This is a genomic window from Variovorax paradoxus B4 (genome assembly GCF_000463015.1).
Taxonomy (GTDB): Bacteria; Pseudomonadota; Gammaproteobacteria; order Burkholderiales; family Burkholderiaceae_C; genus Variovorax; species Variovorax paradoxus_E.
This window is the reverse complement of sequence record NC_022247.1, coordinates 5,025,236-5,045,046: the sequence shown is the minus strand read 5'-3', so window position 1 is coordinate 5,045,046 and position 19,811 is coordinate 5,025,236. Positions and strand designations below refer to the sequence as shown.

Here is a 19,811-nt window from a genome sequence, read left to right as displayed (position 1 = left end):
ATCTAGAAAGTTACGCCGGCGCACAGGACGATGTTGGCGTAGGGCGTGCATTCGCCCGTGCGGATCACCGCCTTGGCGCGCGCGCTCAGGCGCTTGAGTTCCTCGTGCGACACCGTCTCCGGCAGGGCGGCCAGCTGGCCTTCGCACCACGCCGGCAGCTGTCCCGCCGGCAGTTGCCCGATGGCTTCGCGCGCGATCAGCGCGCGCTCCACCTGCATCTCCGACAGCACGGCCTTGAGCACGTCCGCGACCCGCGGAATCCCCGGCGTGAGCGCCAGGTCGATGCGCCGGGGGCCGTCCGGGATCGGCAGGCCCGCATCGCCGATGACCACCATGTCGCCGTGCCCCAGCGCGGCAATCACTTGCGAGAGTTCGGCATGCAGCAGGGGAGAGCGTTTCACAGCGGGGTCCAGTCGGGGGGCATGGGGCTGCGAAGCACGGCATCGCGCTGCGGAATGGAAGGTTGGGCGCCGGGCTGCTGGATGCACAGCGCGGCGGCACGGATACCCAGGCGCACGGCTTCGTCGAAGGACTGGCCTTCGCCCAGTGCCACGGCCAGTGCGCCCAGGAAGGTGTCGCCTGCGGCTGTGGTGTCGACCGCCTGCACTTTCGGCGCGGGGTGGTGGCGCGCGCCGTCGGCATCGATGGCCACGGCTCCGCGCGCGCCGAGCGTGACGACCACGCGCGCAATGCCCTTGGCGCGCAGGGCCTGGCCGGCCAGCGCGGCTTCCTGCGGGCTGTCGGCCGGCTGGCCGCACAAGGCTTGGGCCTCGATCTCGTTGACGACCAGCGTGTCGATCTGCGGCCAAAGCGGCTCGGCGATGGGCTGCACCGGCGACGGGTTGAGCAGCACCTTGCAGCCCGCGCCGTGCGCCACGGCGATCGCGCGCGCCACCTGGTCCATCGGTATCTCGAACTGCGTCACCAGGAAGGCCGTGCCCTGCAGCTGCTGGCGCAGCACCGCCTCGTCGATTTCGACCTGCGCGTTGGCGCCGGGGATCATCACGATGCGGTTCTGGCCGCTGTCTTCCACCAGGATCAGCGCCGTGCCCGTGGGCTCGCTGCTGCTGGTGTGCAGCGCGGCGGTGTCGATGCCATCGCGCACGAGGGCTTCGCGCAGCGCCTGGCCGTGCGCGTCGGCGCCCACGCAGCCGATCATGGCCACGCGGCCGCCTTCGCGCGCGCAGCTCACGGCCTGGTTGGCACCCTTGCCGCCGGGAATGTGGGCGATCGAATGGCCCAGCAGGGTTTCGCCCGCGGCCGGCGCATGCGGCACGCGCAGCACGATGTCCATGTTCAGGCTGCCGAGCACCACGATGCGCGGCGGCGGGGCGGCGCTGGAAGGGGAGGAAGGCTTCGAACTCACGGGGCGCGGGACTTTCGGTTTTGCGTGGATGTCGCTTCGGACGAAGGCGCGGAAGAGGAAGAAGAAGACGGCGCGGCGGCCTCGCGGAAGCTCGCGTGCCGCGCGGTCGAGGCGCGCACGCGCAGCTCGGGCTGCAGCACCACCTTGCGCGCATCGCGCCGCTTGCCGCCCACGCGCTCCAGCAGCATGTCGACGGCCAGCGCGCCGATGCGCTCCTTGGGCTGCGCCACGGTGGTGAGCGGCGGGCTGGTGTAGGCCGAGAGTTCGATGTCGTCGAAGCCGACGATCGAGAGCTCGTCGGGCACGTGCACGCCGCTTTCGTGCGCGGCGCGCAAGGCGCCGATGGCCATCAGGTCGTTGCAGACGAAGACGGCCGAGGGCGCCTGCTCGGTCCGCAGGATGGCGTGCATCGCCTCGTAGCCGCCCTGGCTCGTGAAGCCGCCGCGCCACAGCAGCGCGTCCGCGTTCGGCGTGGCGCCGGCCTCGGCCAGCGCCATGCGCCAGCCTTCGATGCGCTGCTCGCTCGGCATCACGCCCACCGGCCCGCCGATGCAGGCGATGCGCCTGTGGCCGAGCGACAGCAGGTGCCGCACCGCGAGCAGGCCGCCCTGCATGTGGGCGGTTTCCACCAGGTCGCAGGCCGGGTCGGCAATCTCGCGGTCGACCAGCACCGTGGGAATGCGCAGCCCGTGCAGTTGCGTGACGAGCGAATCGTCGTCGCCGGCGCCGGTCGAGACCACGATCAGGCCGTCGATGCGGCGCTCGGCCAGCACCTGCAGGTAGACGCTCTGGCGGCGCGGCTCGTCGTCGGTGTTGCACAGCACCAGCGTGTAGCCGGCGCCGAAGCAGCGGTCTTCCACGATGCGCACGATCTCGGCAAAGTAGGGATTCGAGCTGTTCGGAATCAGCATGCCGAGCGTCGACGTGGTGTTGCTCTTGAGGCTGCGCGCCATGGCGTTGGGCACGTAGCCCAGTTCGCGGATGGCCTCTTCCACGCGCTCGCGCCCCTTGGCGCTCACGTGGCGCGTGTCGTTGACCACGTGCGAGACGGTGGTGACCGAAACTCCCGCGCGCAGCGCGACGTCCTTGATGGTGGCCATGGTGCTTCCCTTTTTTTCCGCCTCAGGCCAGGCGGCGATCGGCCCGGCGCTGGCGCAAGGTGTCGATGATCACCGCAACAACGATGACCGCGCCGGTGATGATGCGTTTGCTCGGCTCGCTGGCGCCCACCTGTGCAAGCCCGGCCTCGAGCACCGCGATGATCAGCACGCCGAAGAAGGTGTTGACCACCGAGCCGCGCCCGCCCATGAGGCTGGTGCCGCCGATCACCACGGCCGCAATCACCTGCAGCTCGATGCCGACGCCGGCGTTGGGGTCGGCCGCTTCGAGCCGGGCCGACTGCATCAGGCCCGCGAGCCCGGCCAGCAGGCCGGTGGCGGCAAACACGATGATGCGGATCGGCCGCGGATCGATGCCCGCGAGCCGCATCGCTTCTTCGTTGGTGCCGATGCCCACCACGTGGCGGCCGAACACCGTGCGCGTGAGCACCAGCTGGCCGACGGCCACCAGCACCACCGCGACCACGAAGGCCGCGGAGATGCCGCCGATCCATGGCGCGGCCAGGCCCGAGATGGCGTCGCCCACGTACTGCGTGCGCGAATCGGTGACCAGGTAGGCGCCGCCGCGAACGGCCTCCAGCATGCCCAGCGAGACGATGAAGCTCGGCAGCCGCCATGCGACCGACACCGCGCCCGTCACGCTGCCGCACACCAGTCCGGTGGCAAGGCCCAGTGCCGCGGCCACCGGCACCGAGAGCTTCCACTGGAGGATGGCGGCGGCCGTGACGGCCGCGCTGAGGGCGAGCACCGAGCCCACCGAGAGATCGATGCCCGCGATGATCAGCACGAAGGTCATGCCGACCGCCATCACCGCCAGCGCGGGAATTTCATTGGCAATGGAGATGAAGGTTTCGCGCGAGAGGAAATATTCGCTCAGCGTGCCGAAGAGCGCGACCATGCCCACGAGCACGACGGTCAGGCCCACGTAGGTGCCCAGCTGGCCCTTCAGGGCGGAGGGCGGGGCGGAGGTGGCAGCGGCTGCGGTCATGGTGTGTCGGCGGTGGCCGGTTGGCCCGGATTCGAATCGGAAATGGCGGAGCCCGCCGTCGGGGGCGTCAGGGTAGAGGCGCGTCCTGCCGCGTCGCTGAAGGCAGCGGCCAGCAGCGATTGCTCGCTCCAGTGGCCGCGCTCGAACACCGCGACCAGCCGGCCGGCGCTCATCACGCCGATGCGGTCGCACATGGCCATGAGCTCGCGCAGGTCGCTCGACACCATCAAGAGCGCCTTGCCGGCGTCGGTCATGCGGTCGAGCTCGGCATACAGATCGGCGCGCGCGCCGACGTCCACGCCGCGCGTGGGCTCGTCCAGCAGCAGCACCTTGCATTCGCGGTGCAGCCAGCGCGCGAACACCACCTTCTGCTGGTTGCCGCCGCTCAGGGTGGCCACCGGCTGCTCGATGCTGCGCGAGCGGATGCGCAGCAGCTCCACCAGGCGCCGGGCAATGCCGCGCTCCTTGGCGCGCTGCAGCCAGCCCGCCTGCGAAATCGCGCCCAGGTCGCTCAGCGTGGCGTTGACGCGGATCGACTGCGTGAGCAGCAGCCCCTGCGACTTGCGGTCTTCGGTCACCAGGCCGATACCGGCGCGGATGGCCTGCATCGGCGAGCGCCAGCCCTTGCGGGCGCGCAGCACCGGCTGCGTGGTGGCGATGCCGTCGTAGAGAAGGATTTCGCCACGGTCGGCCCGGTCGGCGCCGAACAGCAGCCGCACCAGTTCGGTCCGGCCCGAGCCGACGAGTCCCGCCAGCCCCATGACTTCGCCCGCGTGCAGGTCGATGTCGACGTCCTTCACGGCCTCGGCCCGGCCAATGCCGCGCGCGCTCAGCAGCACCGGCCCGGCCACGCGGCGGTCGCGGCCTTCGTGCTCGTGCACCGCGCGGCCCACCATGCGCTGCACCAGCTCGGCTTCGCGCACGCCGGCCATGGCGCGCACGTCCACCAGCCGGCCGTCGCGCAGCACCGCCACCCGGTCGGCAATGCGCTGCAGTTCCTCGAGCCGGTGCGACACGTAGACGATGACCACCCCGCGCGCCTTCAGCAGTTCGATCTGTTCGAAGAGATGCGAGGTTTCGCGCGGCGTGAGCATGGCGGTGGGCTCGTCGAGCACCAGCACGCGCGTGTCGTCCTGCAGGTTGCGCGCAATCTCGACCATCTGCTGCTGGCCGATGCCCAGCCGCGCCACGGGCGTGGCCGGGTCGATGTTCTGCATGCCGATCTTCGCGAGCTGGCGCGCGGCCAGTTCGTGCAGCTTGCCGCGGCGAATCCAGCCGGTCCGGTTGGGCAGCCGGTCGAGCAGCAGGTTCTCGGCCACCGACAGCGTGGTGACCAGCCCCAGCTCCTGCATGACCATGCGCACGCCCAGCCGTTCGGCGTCGCGGCGCGATGCGGGCTGGAACGCGGCGCCATCGAGCAGCATTTGCCCGCGCGTGGGCTGCACCAGGCCGCAGACGATCTTCGACAGCGTGCTCTTGCCGGCGCCGTTCTCGCCCGTGAGCGCGAGCACTTCGCCGGCATTCAGCACCAGAGAGACGTCGTCGAGCACCGGCGCCGCATAGTCCTTGCCGAGCGCGCTCAGCGAGAGCACGGGGACGGCAAGGCCGGCATTCATGGCAGCGGCGGCAGGTGCGTTCAACGTCGGCCCTTTTTTTACTTCGCCGACGATTTGGTGACCAGCACCACGTCGGTCTTCACTTCGGCCGGCATGGCCGACTGCGGCTTCTTCTCGGCCAGCGCCTTGAGCGCGGTCTCGATGCCGAACACCGCCTGCTTGGCCGCGAACTGGTCGGCGGTGGCGAGCACGCGGCCGTCGGCCAGCATCGGCTTGATGGCGCCGATGTTGTCGTAGCCCACCACCAGCACCTTGCCGGTCTTGCCCGCGGCCTTGACGGCAGCGACCGCGCCGAGCGCCATGCTGTCGTTGCCTGCGAGCAGCGCCTTCAGGTCGGGGTGCTCGCGCATCATGCCGGCGGCCACCGTGTTGCCCTTGTCGATTTCCCACTGGCCCGACTGCACGCCCACCACCGTGGCGCCGGCGGCCTTCATGGCGTCCTGGTAGCCGAGGGTGCGCTGCTGCGCATTGAAGGTGGTCGACACGCCTTCGATGATGCCGACCTTGTCGCCGGCCTTCAGGCTCTTGGCCAACTCGTCGCCGACCAGCTTGGCGCCGGCGCGGTTGTCGGGGCCGACGAAGGGCACCTGGATGCCCTTTTCCTTCAGCGCGGCGGCGTCGAACTGGTTGTCGATGTTGACGACGAGGATGCCGCGGTCGATGGCCGCCTTGACCACTGGCACCAGCGCCTTCGAATCGGCCGGCGCGATGACCAGCGCGTTGATCTTCTGCGCCATCATCTGCTCGACCATCTTGATCTGGGCGGCCGTGTCGGTCTCGTCCTTGATGCCGTTGGCCATCAGCGTGTACTGTGCGGCATGCGCCTTCTGGTGCGCCTTGGCGCCGTCCTCCATGGTGCGGAAGAATTCGTTGGCCAGCGACTTCATGACCAGCGCGACCTTGGGCTTGTCCTGGGCGAGCGCGGGCGAGGCGGCGAGGGCGCCCAGCAGCGCCAGGGCGGCTGTGCTTTGCAGCGTACGGCGGGTGAACTTCATGGCTGTTGTCTCCTGAGGTGGTTGAGCGGTGCGCCGGTCTCTGGCCGGGGGCACCGATATTAACCAACGAAAACGTTTGCGCAAACGTTTGCTGGTACGGTTTAACCCTGATTTGTTTGGCCTCTTCGAGGGGCGTCGCGCCCCGAAGAGGGTGGTGAAGCGGCACAAAGTGCGCGAAGCGCGGGGGAAGAACCGCGTCCCCTAAAATCGCCGGTTACCCAAGAGGACCCCCCATGAGTTTGCAATGCGGCATCGTCGGCCTGCCCAACGTCGGTAAATCCACCCTTTTCAATGCGTTGACCAAGGCCGGCATCGCAGCGGAGAACTATCCGTTCTGCACCATCGAGCCCAACGTGGGCGTGGTGGAAGTGCCCGATCCGCGGATCGCCCAACTCAGCGAGATCGTCAAGCCCGAGCGCGTGGTGCCCGCCATCGTCGAGTTCGTCGACATTGCCGGCCTGGTGGCCGGCGCCAGCACGGGCGAAGGCCTGGGCAACAAGTTTCTCGCGCACATCCGCGAAACCGATGCCACCGTGAACGTGGTGCGCTGCTTCGACGACGAGAACGTGATCCACGTGGCCGGCAAGGTCGACCCGATCTCCGACATCGAGGTGATCCAGACCGAACTCTGCCTGGCCGACCTGGCCACCGTCGAGAAGGCGCTGCACCGCCACACCAAGGTGGCGCGCTCCGGCGACAAGGACGCGCAGAAGCTGGTCGGCCTGCTCGAGCGCTGCCAGGCCGCGCTGAACGAGAACACGCCGGTGCGCGCGCTCGAGTTCACGAAGGAAGAGCAGCCGCTGGTCAAGTCGTTCACGCTGATCACCGCCAAGCCCGCGATGTTCGTCGGCAACGTGGCGGAAGACGGCTTCGAGAACAACCCGTACCTCGACCGCCTGCGCGAATACGCGGCGAAGCAGGGCGCGCCCGTGGTCGCCATCTGCGCCAAGATCGAAGCCGAACTCGCCGAGATGGACGACGAGGACAAGAAGATGTTCCTCGCCGAAATCGGCCAGGACGAACCGGGCCTGAATCGCCTGATCCGCGCGGCCTACAAGCTGCTGGGCCTGCAGACGTATTTCACCGCCGGCGTGAAGGAAGTGCGCGCCTGGACCATCCACATCGGCGACACCGGCCCCCAGGCCGCCGGCGTGATCCACGGCGACTTCGAAAAGGGCTACATCCGCGCCCAGACCATTTCGTTCGAGGACTACATCGCCTACAAGGGCGAACAGGGCGCGAAGGACGCGGGCAAGATGCGTTCGGAAGGCAAGGAATACGTCGTCAAGGATGGCGACGTGATGAATTTCCTCTTCAGCTCCTGAAGCTCGATCGGCGCGTCCGATGGGGTTCCGTCGCTATCTGCGGCGATGTTTCGGCCGTCTTCTGGCATGCTCCCTGCAAAGAGGGGGAGATGGGATGCTGCCAATCAGGAATGTCGGTGGGGGTCATTTGTTGGACCGGAGTCTGTGATGAGCGCTGGCGAATTCCTGCTCGATCAGACCGAGGACGGCCGCACCCGCGTGGAGTGCCGCTTCGCTGACGAGACGCTGTGGCTCTCGCAGGCGGGCATGGCGGCGCTGTTCCAGACCAGCAAGCAGAACGTCGCCAAGCACCTGAAGGCCGTCTTCGGCGAAGGTGAGCTGGACGCCGATTCAGTTGTCAACCAGTGGTTGACAACTGCCGCCGATGGCAAGGCTTACCGGGTCGCGCACTACAAGCTCGAGGCCATCTTTGCCGTGGAGATGGCAGACGCGCATGCGCTACGCTCGCGCCGAGCCTGCGCATTGCGGAAAGCTCTAATAAACACTGGTAACCGGAACCATCCACCATGCTCACCGTCCACCACCTCAACAACTCGCGCTCGCAGCGCGCGCTCTGGCTGCTCGAAGAACTCGGCCTGCCCTACGAGATCGTCCACTACCAGCGCGATCCGCAGACCATGTTGGCGCCCGCTTCGCTGCGGGCCGTGCATCCGCTCGGCAAGTCGCCGGTGGTGACCACGGACGACGGCCTGGCGCTGGCGGAGTCGGGTGCGGTCATCGAAACGCTGATCGAGCGCCACGGCAACGGCCGGCTGGCGCCCGCGGCGGGCACGCCGGAGGCTGTGCGCTATCGCTACTGGCTGCATTTCGCGGAAGGCTCGGCCATGTCGCCGCTGCTGCTCAAGCTGGTGTTCGACAAGATCGAGAACAGCAAGATGCCCTTCTTTGTGAAGCCGATCGCGAAGATGATCTCCGGCAAGGCCAAGGCGGCCATCGTCATGCCCAACATCGAGAGCCACCTGGATTTCATGGAAGCCGAACTCGGCAAGAGCGAGTGGTTCGCCGGCAACGAGTTCACCGGCGCCGACATCCAGATGAGTTTTCCGGTCGAAGCCTCGCAGGCGCGCGGCGGCCTCGATGCGAAGCGGCCCAGGCTCATGGCGTACCTGGAGCGCATCCACGCGCGCCCGGCCTACCAGCGCGCGCTCGAACGCGGCGGCCCCTACGGCCTGCTGAGCTGAAGCGTTCGCCTCAGGACGGGAACACGTAGAGCAGCGCGACCGTCATGCAGACATAGCGCAGGAACTTCCCGATGGCCATGTAGCCCAGGCATGGCCAGAAGGGCAGCTTGAGCCAGCCCGCCACCGCGCACAGCGGATCGCCCACCAGCGGCAGCCAACTCAGCAGGCAGGCCTTGGGTCCGAGCCGCTCCAGCCAGCCCAAGACCCGCACATGATGTTTCGAGTGCGAATATTTGTCTGCCACCTTGTGGGCGCCATAGCCCATCCACCAGTCGACCGCACCGCCCAGCGTGTTGCCCACCGTGGCCACCAGGATGGCCGGCCAGAACATTTCGGGATTGAGTTTGAGCAGGCCGAAAAGAATCGGCTCGGAGCCTACCGGCAGCAGCGTGGCCGAGACGAACGCCGCGATGAACAGCGTGGAGAGTCCGTATTGCGGAAGCGCGAGTAGCGCCAGAAGTGCGTCGAGCCAGGCTTGCATAAGGTGAAATGAGTCGACGCAGTATAGGCAGCGGGCCTTCTGCGGCAGGTCGGAGAAGGCGCCGTGCATGGCGGGTGTCCCCGCGGTACCGCGCGCGCAAATCGTTTCAGCGGCCGGAATCGCGCGTGGCTACAATCGTGCCTCATTTTTCAGCAGCCGAACTCGCGACGCTTTCTCCTTCATGACCTTGCAGATCGGCACCCACACGCTGGAAAACCGCCTGTTCGTCGCGCCCATGGCCGGCGTGACGGACCGGCCGTTCCGCATGCTGTGCCGCGAACTCGGCGCAGGCTATGCGGTCAGCGAGATGGTCACCTCGCGCAAGGAACTCTGGAACACGCTCAAGACCTCGCGCCGCGCCAACCACGACGGTGAGCCCGGTCCCATTGCGGTGCAGATTGCCGGCACCGATGCGGCCATGATGGCCGAGGCCGCGGTCTACAACATCGAGCGCGGCGCGCAGATCATCGACATCAACATGGGCTGCCCGGCCAAGAAGGTCTGCAACAAGTGGGCCGGTTCGGCGCTGATGCGCGACGAGCCGCTGGCGCTCGAAATCGTGCAGGCCGTGGTCGATGCGGCGCAGCCATTCAACGTGCCGGTCACGCTCAAGATGCGTACCGGCTGGAGCGAGGAACACCGCAATGCGGTGAAGCTCGCGCGCGATTTCGAATCGGCCGGCGTGCAGATGCTCACCGTGCACGGGCGCACCCGCGAGCAAGGCTACAAGGGCAGCGCCGAGTACGACACCATTGCTGCCGTGAAGGCCGCGGTGCGCGTGCCGGTGGTGGCCAACGGCGACATCCGCTCGCCCGAGAAGGCGCGCGACGTGCTCGCGGCCACCGGCGCCGACGCCGTGATGATCGGCCGTGCGGCGCAGGGGCGGCCCTGGATCTTCCGCGAGATCTCACATTTCCTGGCCACGGGCACGCACCTTGCACCGCCGCTGGTCGCCGAAGTCCGCCGCCTGCTGCTCGACCACCTGGTGGAGCACTACGCGCTCTACGGCGAGTTCAGCGGCGTGCGCACCGCGCGCAAGCACATCGGCTGGTATGTGCGCACGCTGCCGGACGGCGAAGCCTTCCGTGCGCGGATGAACACCATCGAAGACTCTGCCGCGCAGCTGCGCGCGGTCGGCGATTATTTCGACGGGTTGGCGGACCGCATGGACCGCATGCCCGTGCACCAGGCGGCCGAAGAGCTGTCCGGTGAAGAAGAGGCGGCCTGCGCCGCCGATTGAGAGGAAGAGAAGAAAAAAGCATGAGCAAGAAACACATCGAGGACTGCGTGCGCACCAGTCTGGACAGCTACTTTCGCGATCTGCGCGGCACCGAACCCGACGGCATGTACGAGATGCTCGTGCGCGTGGTCGAGAAGCCCCTGCTCGACGTCGTGATGACGCGCGCCGAGGGCAACCAGTCGAAGGCCGCGCAATGGTTGGGCCTGAATCGCAACACGCTTCGCAAGAAGCTGGTTGAACACAAACTTTTGAAATAACTCCACGGCATATCCCATGGCCCAGACCGCACTCATCTCCGTCTCCGACAAAACCGGCATCCTCGAATTCGCGCAAGCGCTGCATGCGCTGGGCATCAAGCTGCTGTCCACGGGCGGCACTGCCAAGCTGCTGGCCGATGCCGGCCTGCCCGTGACCGAAGTGGCCGACCACACCGGCTTTCCCGAAATGCTCGACGGCCGCGTGAAGACGCTGCATCCCAAGATCCACGGCGGCCTGCTCGCGCGGCGCGACCTGCCCGCGCACGTCGCGGCCATCAAGGAACACGGCATCGACACCATCGACCTGCTGGTGGTCAATCTCTATCCCTTCGAAGCCACGGTGGCCAAGGCCGGCTGCACGCTGGAAGACGCGATCGAGAACATCGACATCGGCGGCCCGGCCATGGTGCGCAGCGCGGCCAAGAACTGGAAGGACGTGGGCGTGCTGACCGACGCCTCGCAATACCCCGTGGCGCTGGCCGAACTCCAGGCCGGCGGCAAGCTCAGCGACAAGACCAAGTTCGCGTTCTCGGTGGCCGCGTTCAACCGCATCGCCGACTACGACGGCGCGATCAGCGACTACCTCTCGGCCATCGACTTCGACGCCAGCATCGGCCAGCCTTCGCCCACGCGCTCGATGTTCCCGGCGCAGAGCAACGGCCGCTTCGTGAAGGTGCAGGACCTGCGCTATGGCGAGAACCCGCACCAGCAGGCCGCGTTCTACCGCGACCTGCATCCGGCGCCCGGCTCGCTCGTGTCGGCGAAGCAATTGCAGGGCAAGGAGCTCAGCTACAACAACATCGCCGATGCCGATGCCGCATGGGAATGCGTGAAGAGCTTCGACGTGCCCGCCTGCGTGATCGTCAAGCACGCCAACCCCTGCGGCGTGGCCGTGGGCAAGGATACGGCCGAAGCCTATGGCAAGGCCTTCAAGACCGACCCGACCTCGGCCTTCGGCGGCATCATCGCCTTCAACCGCCCGGTCGATGGCGAGACCGCGCAGGCCATTGCCAAGCAGTTCGTCGAAGTGCTGATGGCACCGGGCTACACGCCCGAGGCGCTCGCGGTGTTCCAGGCCACCAAGGTCAAGCAGAACGTGCGCGTGCTCGAGATCGCGCTGCCGCCAGGCGGCACCACCGACTGGGACAACGGCCGCAACCTCATGGACGTGAAGCGCGTCGGTTCCGGCCTCTTGATGCAGACCGCCGACAACCACGAGCTCGCGGCGAGCGACCTCAAGGTGGTCACGAAGAAGCAACCCACGCCCGAGCAGCTGCAGGACCTGCTGTTCGCATGGAAGGTCGCCAAGTACGTGAAGAGCAACGCCATCGTCTTCTGCGCCGGCGGCATGACCATGGGCGTGGGCGCGGGCCAGATGAGCCGTCTCGACTCCGCGCGCATCGCCAGCATCAAGGCCGAGCATGCGGGCCTGTCGCTGAAAGGCACGGCAGTGGCGAGCGACGCCTTCTTCCCGTTCCGCGACGGCCTCGACGTGGTGGTCGATGCCGGCGCGAGCTGCGTGATCCAGCCGGGCGGCTCGATGCGCGACCAGGAAGTGATCGACGCCGCCGACGAGCGCGGCGTGGTCATGGTGCTGTCGGGCGTGCGCCACTTCCGGCACTGAGCCGGCGGCCCTGCGGGGCCATCGCACACAAGGCCAGGGTCGCTCACGCGGCCCTGGCCTTTTTTGTTGTTGCCCTCGATGGCGCGAGTACCCGCTGAACGACACCAAGGGCACTCGGCAGCGAGGGGGTCATGGAGGGCGTCTTTGCCATCTTGCGAAAACGATGACATCGTTCAGGCAGTCCGCGCCAGGTATTTGCGAAACAGCTCGGCCAGCCGCAGCGCCGCCAGCGACAACGGCTTGCCGCGCGGCGAGACGATGCCCAGTTCGAGCGGCGGCACCGGCATCGCGAGCGGCACGCGCTCCACCAGCTCGGCGTAAGGCGACATGCTGAGCATGCCGGCCGGCCCGACCATCAACGCGTCGCTGCGGGTGAGCAGGCCCCAGCTCACGCCGAACGACGCCACCTCGATGCGGTGCTCCGGCAGCGGCAGGCCCTGCTCGGCGTACTGCTCGAGCAAAAAGGTGTGCTGGCTGCCCGGTGCCAGATGCATCAGCCATTCGGCGCCCGCCACCTCTTCCCAGCGAGTGGCGCGGTTCAGCGGATGGCCGCGCCGGCAGAGCACCGCCATCTCGATCATGTCGAGCCGCTCGAACGCGAAGTCGGCTTCGAGCGCGGCGGCCACCGGGCCCGCCACCGCGAAGTCGATCATGCCCTCGCGCAGCAGCGGCAGCACCTGCGGAATCAGGCCATCGTACAGCTTGAGCTGCGCATGCGGCATCGCCTTGCGAAAGGCGCGCACGACCTCGGGCAGCACGCCCAGGAACACCATCGGCGTCACCGCGACGGCCACGCGTCCGTGCTGGCTGCCTTGCAGGATGCGGATGTCCTGGCGCGCGAGTTCGAGCTGCTGGTGTGCGAGCCGCGCACGCACGGTGAGCTGGCGGCCGCATTCGGTGAACTCGATGCCGCGCGAACTGCGCAGCACCAGTTGCGCGTCGACCTCGGCCTCGAGTTCGCGGATCGCCTTGGTCACGGCCGCCTGGCTCAGGTGCAGGCTGCGCGCGGCGGCGCGGATGCTGCCGGTGTCGGCCAGCCGCAGCCAGGCCTTGAGCTGGTGATCCTTCATGCGGCGCATTCTGCCGGCCGGCACCACCGGGTGATCCCCAGACAAACACAGGTTGTCATCGTGACAAGCGATTGTCTTTTCCGGCGAGCGGCCGGTTCCTAGACTTCGTGCACCGGTCGTCTCATCGTGAGCGGCGGGCTTCTCACAGGAGATACCTTCGTGCCTGCACTGTCATTCGCGTGGACCCGCCGCACCATCCTGGCCGGGTTTGCCGCCATCGCCTTCGGCGCCTCGGCCCAGTACCCCGAGCGCCCGCTGAAGTTCATCGTGCCCTACGCCGCGGGGTCGGGCGTGGACGTCGCCATGCGGCCGGTGGCCGACGCGATGGGGCGCGAACTGGGCCAGGCCATGGCGGTGGACAACCGCCCCAGCGCCGGCGGCATCGTCGGCACGCAGGCGCTGGCGACCTCCGCGCCGGACGGCTACACGGTCGGCTACGGCAACCTTGTCACGCTGAGCATCAACCCGGCCTTCTTCTCGAAGCTGCCGTACGCGCCCGAGAAAGACCTGGTGCCCGTCGGCCTGATCTCGAGCAATGCCTACGTGCTGATCGTGCGCAAGGACCTGCCGGTGCGCACGCTGCAGGAGCTGATCGCCTACGGCCGCGAGCATCCCGGCAAGCTCTCGGCCGGCTCGCCCGGCATCGGCAGCGCCGGCCACCTGACCGGCGAGCTGCTGAAGGCCGAGACCGGGCTGACGATGGTGCAGGTGCCCTACAAGACCGGCACGCAGGCGGTCGGCGACATGGTCAACGGCCAGCTCGACGTGACCATCGAGAACATCTCGGCGGTGCTGCCGTTCATCCAGCAGGGCCGCGTCAAGGCGATTGCCGTGACCAGCGCGAAGCGCGCCGGCGTGCTGCCCGAAGTGGCGACGGTGGCCGAAAGCGGCTTGCCCGGTTTCGAGGTGGTGGCCTGGGGGGCGCTCATGGCGCCGGCGGGCACGCCGCGCAAGACGGTCGACCGGCTCAACACCGCGCTGCGCGCCGCGCTGGCCAACCCGGCCGTGGTCCGGGCCAATGCTGCACTGTCGATCGAGGCGCTGCCTTCGAGCCCCGAGGAGCTCAGCGCGCTGATGAAGCGCGAGAAGCCGCGCTGGGCCGATGCCGTGCGGCGCGCAGGCGTCAAGGGCGACTGACGGGCGACCCAGCCACCGATTTCATTTTTCTCAAGGAGACAACGCATGCAACTCTGGCAACTGGAAGCCGCCGACCTGGCGCAGCGCATCAAGGCACGCGAGGTCTCGTGCGTCGAGGCCGTGCGCAGCAGCCTGGCGCGGCTCGATGCGGTGAACCCGCAGCTGAACGCTGTGGCCGACTGCTGCGCCGACGAAGCGCTGAACGCGGCAGCGCTGGCCGACGCGGCGCTCGCGAACGGCGAGGCGACGGGGCCGCTGCACGGCGTGCCGGTCACGATCAAGGTCAACGTCGACCAGCGCGGGCACGCCACCACCAACGGCGTGGAGGCCTACCGCAGCGTCGTGGCCACGGAAGACAGCCCGGTGGTGGAGAACCTGCAGCGCGCCGGCGCGATCGTGGTCGGCCGCACCAACACGCCCGCGTTCTCGATGCGCTGGTTCACCGACAACGCGGCTCATGGGCGCACGCTGAATCCGCACAACGCGGACGTCACGCCGGGCGGTTCGAGCGGCGGCGCGGCGGCGGCGGTCGCGGTCGGCATCGGTGCCATCGCGCACGGAAACGACCAGGGCGGATCGATCCGCTACCCGGCCTACGCCTGTGGCGTGTACGGCCTGCGCCCGAGCTTCGGGCGCGTGCCGGCCTTCAATCCCTCGGGGGGGAGCGAGCGGCCGATGGTGGTCCAGCTCACATCAGTGCAAGGGCCGCTGGCGCGCAGCGTGCGCGACCTGCGGCTGGCCTTCGCCGCGATGGCGCAGCGCGATGTGCGCGACCCGTGGTGGGCCCCGGCACCGCTCGAATCAGCAACATCGGGCCGCCCCATCAGCGTGGCGCTGTGCACCGAGCTGCCCGGCTACGCCTGCGACCCCGAGGTGGCCGATGCGTTGCAGCGCGCGGCGCGCCTTCTGGAGAGCGCCGGCTACCGCATCGAACCCGCGCAGCCGCCGCGCCTGCGCGAGGCGGCCGACCTCTGGCTGTCATTGACGATGGCCGACAGCCGGCTGCTGGTGGAGGAGGCGCTCCTGCGCGACGGCGACGACGCCATCCGCCAGTCCTACCGCGCCATGGACGCGCACGCGCCCCAGTTCGACATGGCCAGCTACATGCGCGCCCTGGCCGCGCGCACGGGCTTGATGCGCGAATGGGCGCTGTTCCTGCAGCGCCATCCGCTGCTGCTGATGCCCGTGTCGTGGCGCAATCCGTTCCCGGTCGATGCCGACCAGCGCGGCAGCGCCGCGATGCGGGAGATTTTGGATGCGCAGAGCCCGCTGCTGTCCACCGCGATCCTGGGGTTGCCGGGGCTGTCGGTTCCCATGGGCATGCGCGGGCGCCTGTCCACGGGCGTGCAGCTCGTGAGCGACCGTTTCCGCGAAGACCTGTGCCTGGCCGCGGCCGAGGTGCTCGAAGCCGAGGCCGGGCCGGTGGCCGTGGTCGACCCCGCCTGAGCGGGTGCGCGTCAGCGCTTGCTGAAGATCTCGTGCGCTGCCGCAATGGTCGCCGCGATGTCGTCCTCGCCATGCGCGGCGCTCACGAAGCCGGCCTCGTAGAGCGCCGGGGCGATGTACACGCCGCGGTCCAGCAAGCCGTGGAACAGCGTGTTGAACTTCGCGTTGTCGGTGGTCATCACGGTGGCGTAGTTCTGCGGCAGCTCGTTCATCAGGAAGAAGCCGAACATGCCGCCTTCGCTGTCGGCGTTGAAGGGCAGTCCTTCGGCCGCGGCGGCAGCCTTGAGGCCGTCGACCAGCGAACGCGTCTTCTTGCCCAGCGCTTCATAGAAACCGGGCTTGGCGATCTCCTTCAGCGTGGCCAGTCCGCATGCGGTGGCCACCGGGTTGCCCGACAGCGTGCCGGCCTGGTAGACCGGGCCGAGCGGCGCGAGCTGCTCCATGATGGCGCGCGGGCCGCCGAAGGCCGCCAGCGGCATGCCGCCGCCGATGACCTTGCCGAGCACCGTGAGGTCGGGCGTGATGCCCAGCACGCCCTGCGCGCCGTGCAGGCCGACGCGAAAGCCGGTCATCACTTCGTCGAACACCAGCAGCGCGCCGTGCTGCGTGCACAGCTCGCGGCAGCGGGCGGCGAACGCGGGCGTGGCGCGCACGAAGTTCATGTTGCCGGCAATCGCCTCGATCATCAGGCAGGCGATGTCGTTGCCATGCAGCGCGAAGGCTTCTTCGAGCTGCGCGGTGTTGTTGTACTCGAGCACCAGCGTGTGCTGCGTGACCTCGGGCGGCACGCCGGCCGAGGTGGGATGGCCGAAGGTGGCGAGGCCGGAGCCGGCCTTCACCAGCAGTGCGTCGGCGTGGCCGTGGTAGCAGCCCTCGAACTTGATGATGTGCTTGCGGCCAGTCGCGCCGCGCGCCAGGCGCAGCGCGCTCATGGCGGCTTCGGTGCCCGAGCTCACGAGCCGCACCATCTCCATCGACGGCACCAGCGCCAGGATGGCCTCGGCCAGCTCGATCTCGCGCTCGGTGGGGGCGCCGTAGGAGAAGCCCTCGAGCACGGCCTTCTGCACCGCCTCGACGACGGCCGGATGGCCGTGGCCCAGGATCATCGGGCCCCAGGAACCGATGTAGTCGATGTAGCGCTTGTCGTTGGCGTCCCAGAAATAGGCGCCCTCGGCCCGGCGGATGAAGCGCGGCGTGCCGCCCACGGCCTTGAAGGCGCGCACCGGCGAATTGACGCCGCCGGGAATGACCGCGCGGGCGCGCTCGAAAAGAATGTCGTTTTGGTCAGCGTTTGGCATCAGTGTCGGGTGTCGTGAGGTGGCAGGGCAAAGTCTGGGGGCGCGTCGGGATCTTCATCGTCGTCTTCGTCGTCCTCCGGCTCGGCCCAGAACAGGCGGTCGGGCAGCACGTGGCCCATGCCGGGCCGAAAGCCCGCGTCGAGGCAGCGGTCCATGTAGGCCAGGGCTTCGGTGGTGGCGGCCACCAGGTCGGTGCCGCTCGCGAGCAGGGCGGCCAGTGCGGCCGACAGCGTGTCGCCCGCGCCGGCGAAGACGGCTTCGAGCCGCTCGTATTTCTCGCTGGCGAGCACGGACTGCGGGGAGGCCAGTACGTTGTCGATGAACTGGTCGGGCAGCACCATGCCGGTGACCAGGGTGTAGGGCACGCCGAACTCGCCGGCGGCCTTGGCGATGTCGCGCGCGCCGGGCGGACGCTCGCCGCTCCAGTCGGGAAGCAGCCAGCGCCACAGCGTACTGTGGTTTCCAACCAACACTGTGGCCTGGGGCAGGAGCAGTTCGCGAAAAGCGTCGAGATAGCCCTCGATCAGGTTTTCGTCCCACCAGGAAAGATTGGGCATGTAGGCCACCAGCGGCACCTCGGGATAGTCGGAGGCGGTCTCGGCGATGGTGCTCAGGGCCTCGGGCGTCCCGACGAAGCCCACCTTGATGAGCTGGACCTCCACGTCCTCGAGGATGGCGCGCGCCTGTTCGGCGATGGCTTCTTCCTCGAAGGCGAAATGGTCGAATATCTCGGCGGTATCGCGCGCATAGGCGCCCGTGACCACCGGCAGCATGTGCGCGCCGACCGAGGCCATGGCCAGCGCATCGGCGCCCAGGCCGCCCGCGCCGCTCGGGTCGCTGGCATTGAAGACCAGCACGCAGGGCGGGTTCAGGTCGCGCTCGGCCACCTCTTCGGCTTCCTGCGGGGGGTCGTTAAGATTGCCCGGTTTGCGGGCGCTGTCTGCTGGATGTAAGTAGATGGTCATACGCCGGGCGGAATCCCTGGATGGTGGCATAGGCGCGACGTTTACCGCCTGCCAGTGAGATACGCATAGATACACTCGTTGCATTTAATGAACAAGGACTTTAAGCTCCGATGAATACGAAAACTTGGATGTGCCTGATTTGTGGGTGGATCTATGACGAAGCGGTTGGTGTACCGGAAGATGGCATCGCGGCAGGCACGGCCTGGGCGGATGTCCCGATGAACTGGACCTGTCCTGAGTGCGGTGCGCGCAAGGAAGACTTCGAAATGGTTGAAATCTGAAGCATGACATAGGGCTACGCGATTTGCGCCGATGTACGGCGCGGCGGGCATCCAAGTCTCATCTCAGCAGGAGCGTGTGCAATGGGGCCGAATGGATCAGGTTACAAGGTGCTTGTCATCGACGACAGCAATACGATCCGGCGCAGTGCCGAAATATTTCTGAAGCAGGGCGGGCACGAGGTTCTTCTCGCGGAAGACGGCTTCGACGCGCTCTCCAAGGTTAACGACCACAAGCCGCATCTGATTTTCTGCGACATCCTGATGCCGCGCCTGGACGGCTACCAGACCTGCGCCATCATCAAGCGCAACGCTCATTTCTCCAATGTTCCGGTCGTGATGCTTTCTTCGAAGGATGGCGTCTTTGACAAGGCTCGCGGCCGCATGGTCGGGTCGCAAGACTACCTGACCAAACCTTTCACCAAAGACCAGCTGCTGCAGGCCGTGCAGCAGTTTGGCATCGTTCAACAGGAAGTGCAGTAAATGCCCATTCGAAAAATCCTCGTCGTCGACGACTCCAAGACGGAACTGGTGTTCCTCTCGGACCTGCTCCAGAAGAACGGCTTTGCCGTCAAGACCGCCGAAAACGCCGAAGACGCCATGCGCCGTCTCGAGGAGGACCAGCCCGACCTGATCCTCATGGACGTCGTCATGCCCGGCCAGAACGGCTTCCAGCTGACGCGCGCCATTGCCCGCGATCCGCAGTACGCCGCCATTCCGATCATCCTGTGCACCAGCAAGAACCAGGAAACCGATCGCGTCTGGGGCATGCGCCAGGGCGCCCGCGACTACATCGTGAAGCCGGTCAACGCGGCCGAGCTGATGTCCAAGATCAGCGCGCTGGCCTGAGCAGGCGCCTGCCGAGTCCATGGCCAATCGCGACGCTCTCCGAGCCTTCCAGTCCCGGCTTGCGAGCCGCCTGCAGGCTGCGCGCACGACCGGCGTCGCCGCCGCGTGGCTCGCGGTCGAGGCGGGCGAGGGCAAGTACCTGTTCCCACTCGGCCACGCGGGAGAAATCTTCCCGTGGACGCCGCCCCAGCCCGTGCCCTACACGCAGCCCTGGTTCCTGGGCGTTGCCAACCTGCGCGGCGGCCTCTATGGCGTGGTGCACCTGTCGGCATTCGCCTCGGGCGCGCCGGACAACACGGCCGCCACCGAGGCGGCCCGCATGCAATCGCGGCTCGTTGCCTTGAACGAGCTGCTCGAAGTGAACTGCGCACTGCTGGTCGACCGGCTGGCGGGACTGCGCGGCGCCGAGGCCTTCACGGCTTCGGAGCCGCCGGATGCGCAAGCACCCGTCTGGCTGGGGCATCTTTACACCGATGCGGCGGGCGAGCGCTGGCAGGAAGTCAACCTGCAGGCGCTTTCGCAGCAGCCCGAGTTTTTGAGTATTGGCGCCTAGTGCTTCCGCACAGCCCAAAGACAA

At 67.8% G+C, this 19,811-nt stretch carries 21 protein-coding genes; 11 read left to right on the top strand and 10 right to left on the bottom strand.

What is annotated here, in order from left to right:
- Window positions 1–2 precede the first annotated feature (2 nt).
- From rbsD to VAPA_RS23450, 6 genes are read right to left on the bottom strand one after another with little or no spacing between them, the layout of a single operon-like run.
- Entirely contained in the window at window positions 3–401 is a 399-nt protein-coding gene (gene rbsD, locus VAPA_RS23475; RefSeq protein WP_021012504.1) for a D-ribose pyranase, read from the bottom strand.
- Window positions 398–1,366 (bottom strand): ribokinase, encoded by a 969-nt coding sequence (rbsK, locus tag VAPA_RS23470; protein WP_041946221.1) that lies wholly within the window; start codon window positions 1,364–1,366, stop codon window positions 398–400. The genes rbsD and rbsK overlap by 4 nt, the downstream gene beginning before the upstream one ends.
- Window positions 1,363–2,466: a LacI family DNA-binding transcriptional regulator gene (locus VAPA_RS23465; RefSeq protein ID WP_021012502.1), complete on the bottom strand. Its 1,104-nt coding sequence runs from the start codon at window positions 2,464–2,466 to the stop codon at window positions 1,363–1,365. Before VAPA_RS23465 ends, rbsK begins: the two co-directional genes overlap by 4 nt.
- Window positions 2,467–2,488: 22 nt before the next feature.
- On the bottom strand, window positions 2,489–3,472 hold the full coding sequence (locus tag VAPA_RS23460) for an ABC transporter permease (protein WP_021012501.1): 984 nt from the start codon (window positions 3,470–3,472) through the stop codon (window positions 2,489–2,491).
- Window positions 3,469–5,088, bottom strand: coding sequence for a sugar ABC transporter ATP-binding protein (locus VAPA_RS23455; RefSeq protein WP_021012500.1), 1,620 nt, complete (start codon window positions 5,086–5,088; stop codon window positions 3,469–3,471). Before VAPA_RS23455 ends, VAPA_RS23460 begins: the two co-directional genes overlap by 4 nt.
- A 38-nt stretch (window positions 5,089–5,126) precedes the next feature.
- A complete protein-coding gene (locus VAPA_RS23450) occupies window positions 5,127–6,083 on the bottom strand; it encodes a sugar ABC transporter substrate-binding protein (protein WP_021012499.1) in 957 nt (318 codons plus the stop codon).
- A 233-nt stretch (window positions 6,084–6,316) separates the two neighbouring features.
- Between VAPA_RS23450 and ychF the strand changes: the two genes are divergently transcribed.
- Together ychF and VAPA_RS23440 are read left to right on the top strand one after the other, a co-directional pair.
- Window positions 6,317–7,408 carry a redox-regulated ATPase YchF gene (ychF, locus tag VAPA_RS23445; protein WP_021012498.1) on the top strand — a complete coding sequence of 364 codons (1,092 nt, stop codon included), beginning with the start codon at window positions 6,317–6,319 and terminating at the stop codon, window positions 7,406–7,408.
- A 506-nt stretch (window positions 7,409–7,914) separates the two neighbouring features.
- Complete coding sequence (locus VAPA_RS23440) at window positions 7,915–8,589, top strand: glutathione S-transferase (RefSeq protein WP_021012496.1); 675 nt, start codon at window positions 7,915–7,917, stop codon at window positions 8,587–8,589.
- Between the two features lie 10 nt (window positions 8,590–8,599).
- Here VAPA_RS23440 and VAPA_RS23435 read toward each other — a convergent pair whose 3' ends face one another.
- Entirely contained in the window at window positions 8,600–9,070 is a 471-nt protein-coding gene (locus VAPA_RS23435) for a YqaA family protein (RefSeq protein WP_021012495.1), read from the bottom strand.
- Between the two features lie 181 nt (window positions 9,071–9,251).
- Between VAPA_RS23435 and dusB the strand changes: the two genes are divergently transcribed.
- The 3 genes from dusB to purH are packed head-to-tail and all read left to right on the top strand — an operon-like array spanning window position 9,252 to window position 12,191.
- Window positions 9,252–10,310 carry a tRNA dihydrouridine synthase DusB gene (gene dusB, locus VAPA_RS23430; RefSeq protein ID WP_021012494.1) on the top strand — a complete coding sequence of 353 codons (1,059 nt, stop codon included), beginning with the start codon at window positions 9,252–9,254 and terminating at the stop codon, window positions 10,308–10,310.
- Between the two features lie 20 nt (window positions 10,311–10,330).
- Window positions 10,331–10,567, top strand: a complete 237-nt coding sequence (locus VAPA_RS23425) for a Fis family transcriptional regulator (RefSeq protein WP_007838304.1) — start codon at window positions 10,331–10,333, stop codon at window positions 10,565–10,567.
- Between the two features lie 16 nt (window positions 10,568–10,583).
- Window positions 10,584–12,191 (top strand): bifunctional phosphoribosylaminoimidazolecarboxamide formyltransferase/IMP cyclohydrolase, encoded by a 1,608-nt coding sequence (gene purH, locus VAPA_RS23420; protein WP_021012493.1) that lies wholly within the window; start codon window positions 10,584–10,586, stop codon window positions 12,189–12,191.
- A gap of 173 nt (window positions 12,192–12,364) precedes the next feature.
- Here the strand turns inward: purH and VAPA_RS23415 are convergent, their stop codons facing one another.
- A complete protein-coding gene (locus VAPA_RS23415) occupies window positions 12,365–13,261 on the bottom strand; it encodes a LysR substrate-binding domain-containing protein (RefSeq protein ID WP_041946220.1) in 897 nt (298 codons plus the stop codon).
- Window positions 13,262–13,420: 159 nt separating this feature from the next.
- On the opposite strand from VAPA_RS23415, the gene VAPA_RS23410 reads away from it, so the two are divergent.
- Both VAPA_RS23410 and VAPA_RS23405 read left to right on the top strand, forming a co-directional pair.
- Complete coding sequence (locus tag VAPA_RS23410; protein WP_021012491.1) at window positions 13,421–14,398, top strand: Bug family tripartite tricarboxylate transporter substrate binding protein; 978 nt, start codon at window positions 13,421–13,423, stop codon at window positions 14,396–14,398.
- A 45-nt stretch (window positions 14,399–14,443) separates the two neighbouring features.
- The gene (locus VAPA_RS23405) at window positions 14,444–15,844 is read left to right on the top strand and encodes an amidase family protein (RefSeq protein ID WP_021012490.1); all 1,401 of its coding nucleotides are present in this window, start codon (window positions 14,444–14,446) and stop codon (window positions 15,842–15,844) included.
- A gap of 11 nt (window positions 15,845–15,855) precedes the next feature.
- On the opposite strand, the gene hemL is transcribed toward VAPA_RS23405, so the two are convergent.
- Window positions 15,856–17,142, bottom strand: coding sequence for a glutamate-1-semialdehyde 2,1-aminomutase (gene hemL / locus VAPA_RS23400; RefSeq protein WP_021012489.1), 1,287 nt, complete (start codon window positions 17,140–17,142; stop codon window positions 15,856–15,858).
- Complete coding sequence (thiD, locus tag VAPA_RS23395; RefSeq protein ID WP_021012488.1) at window positions 17,142–18,107, bottom strand: bifunctional hydroxymethylpyrimidine kinase/phosphomethylpyrimidine kinase; 966 nt, start codon at window positions 18,105–18,107, stop codon at window positions 17,142–17,144. The genes hemL and thiD overlap by 1 nt, the downstream gene beginning before the upstream one ends.
- A 110-nt stretch (window positions 18,108–18,217) precedes the next feature.
- On the opposite strand from thiD, the gene VAPA_RS23390 reads away from it, so the two are divergent.
- From VAPA_RS23390 to VAPA_RS23375, 4 genes are all read left to right on the top strand, one after another.
- Window positions 18,218–18,388 carry a rubredoxin gene (locus VAPA_RS23390; RefSeq protein ID WP_007838397.1) on the top strand — a complete coding sequence of 57 codons (171 nt, stop codon included), beginning with the start codon at window positions 18,218–18,220 and terminating at the stop codon, window positions 18,386–18,388.
- A gap of 81 nt (window positions 18,389–18,469) precedes the next feature.
- Window positions 18,470–18,868: a response regulator gene (locus VAPA_RS23385; protein WP_021012487.1), complete on the top strand. Its 399-nt coding sequence runs from the start codon at window positions 18,470–18,472 to the stop codon at window positions 18,866–18,868.
- Window positions 18,869–19,234, top strand: a complete 366-nt coding sequence (locus tag VAPA_RS23380) for a response regulator (protein WP_015867389.1) — start codon at window positions 18,869–18,871, stop codon at window positions 19,232–19,234. It abuts the gene before it with no gap.
- A gap of 19 nt (window positions 19,235–19,253) precedes the next feature.
- Window positions 19,254–19,787: a chemotaxis protein CheW gene (locus tag VAPA_RS23375; protein ID WP_021012486.1), complete on the top strand. Its 534-nt coding sequence runs from the start codon at window positions 19,254–19,256 to the stop codon at window positions 19,785–19,787.
- Window positions 19,788–19,811: the final 24 nt, after the last annotated feature.

Bases quoted from the DNA above. Each gene is read 5' to 3' on its own strand.
- VAPA_RS23465 (WP_021012502.1), bottom strand. From the start codon at position 2,466: ATGGCCACCATCAAGGACGTCGCGCTGCGCGCGGGAGTTTCGGTCACC.
- VAPA_RS23460 (WP_021012501.1), bottom strand. From the start codon at position 3,472: ATGACCGCAGCCGCTGCCACCTCCGCCCCGCCCTCCGCCCTGAAGGGC.
- VAPA_RS23455 (WP_021012500.1), bottom strand. From the start codon at position 5,088: ATGAATGCCGGCCTTGCCGTCCCCGTGCTCTCGCTGAGCGCGCTCGGC.
- VAPA_RS23450 (WP_021012499.1), bottom strand. From the start codon at position 6,083: ATGAAGTTCACCCGCCGTACGCTGCAAAGCACAGCCGCCCTGGCGCTG.
- ychF (WP_021012498.1), top strand. From the start codon at position 6,317: ATGAGTTTGCAATGCGGCATCGTCGGCCTGCCCAACGTCGGTAAATCC.
- VAPA_RS23440 (WP_021012496.1), top strand. From the start codon at position 7,915: ATGCTCACCGTCCACCACCTCAACAACTCGCGCTCGCAGCGCGCGCTC.
- VAPA_RS23435 (WP_021012495.1), bottom strand. From the start codon at position 9,070: ATGCAAGCCTGGCTCGACGCACTTCTGGCGCTACTCGCGCTTCCGCAA.
- dusB (WP_021012494.1), top strand. From the start codon at position 9,252: ATGACCTTGCAGATCGGCACCCACACGCTGGAAAACCGCCTGTTCGTC.
- VAPA_RS23425 (WP_007838304.1), top strand. From the start codon at position 10,331: ATGAGCAAGAAACACATCGAGGACTGCGTGCGCACCAGTCTGGACAGC.
- purH (WP_021012493.1), top strand. From the start codon at position 10,584: ATGGCCCAGACCGCACTCATCTCCGTCTCCGACAAAACCGGCATCCTC.
- VAPA_RS23415 (WP_041946220.1), bottom strand. From the start codon at position 13,261: ATGAAGGATCACCAGCTCAAGGCCTGGCTGCGGCTGGCCGACACCGGC.
- VAPA_RS23405 (WP_021012490.1), top strand. From the start codon at position 14,444: ATGCAACTCTGGCAACTGGAAGCCGCCGACCTGGCGCAGCGCATCAAG.
- hemL (WP_021012489.1), bottom strand. From the start codon at position 17,142: ATGCCAAACGCTGACCAAAACGACATTCTTTTCGAGCGCGCCCGCGCG.
- thiD (WP_021012488.1), bottom strand. From the start codon at position 18,107: ATGACCATCTACTTACATCCAGCAGACAGCGCCCGCAAACCGGGCAAT.
- VAPA_RS23390 (WP_007838397.1), top strand. From the start codon at position 18,218: ATGAATACGAAAACTTGGATGTGCCTGATTTGTGGGTGGATCTATGAC.
- VAPA_RS23385 (WP_021012487.1), top strand. From the start codon at position 18,470: ATGGGGCCGAATGGATCAGGTTACAAGGTGCTTGTCATCGACGACAGC.
- VAPA_RS23380 (WP_015867389.1), top strand. From the start codon at position 18,869: ATGCCCATTCGAAAAATCCTCGTCGTCGACGACTCCAAGACGGAACTG.
- VAPA_RS23375 (WP_021012486.1), top strand. From the start codon at position 19,254: ATGGCCAATCGCGACGCTCTCCGAGCCTTCCAGTCCCGGCTTGCGAGC.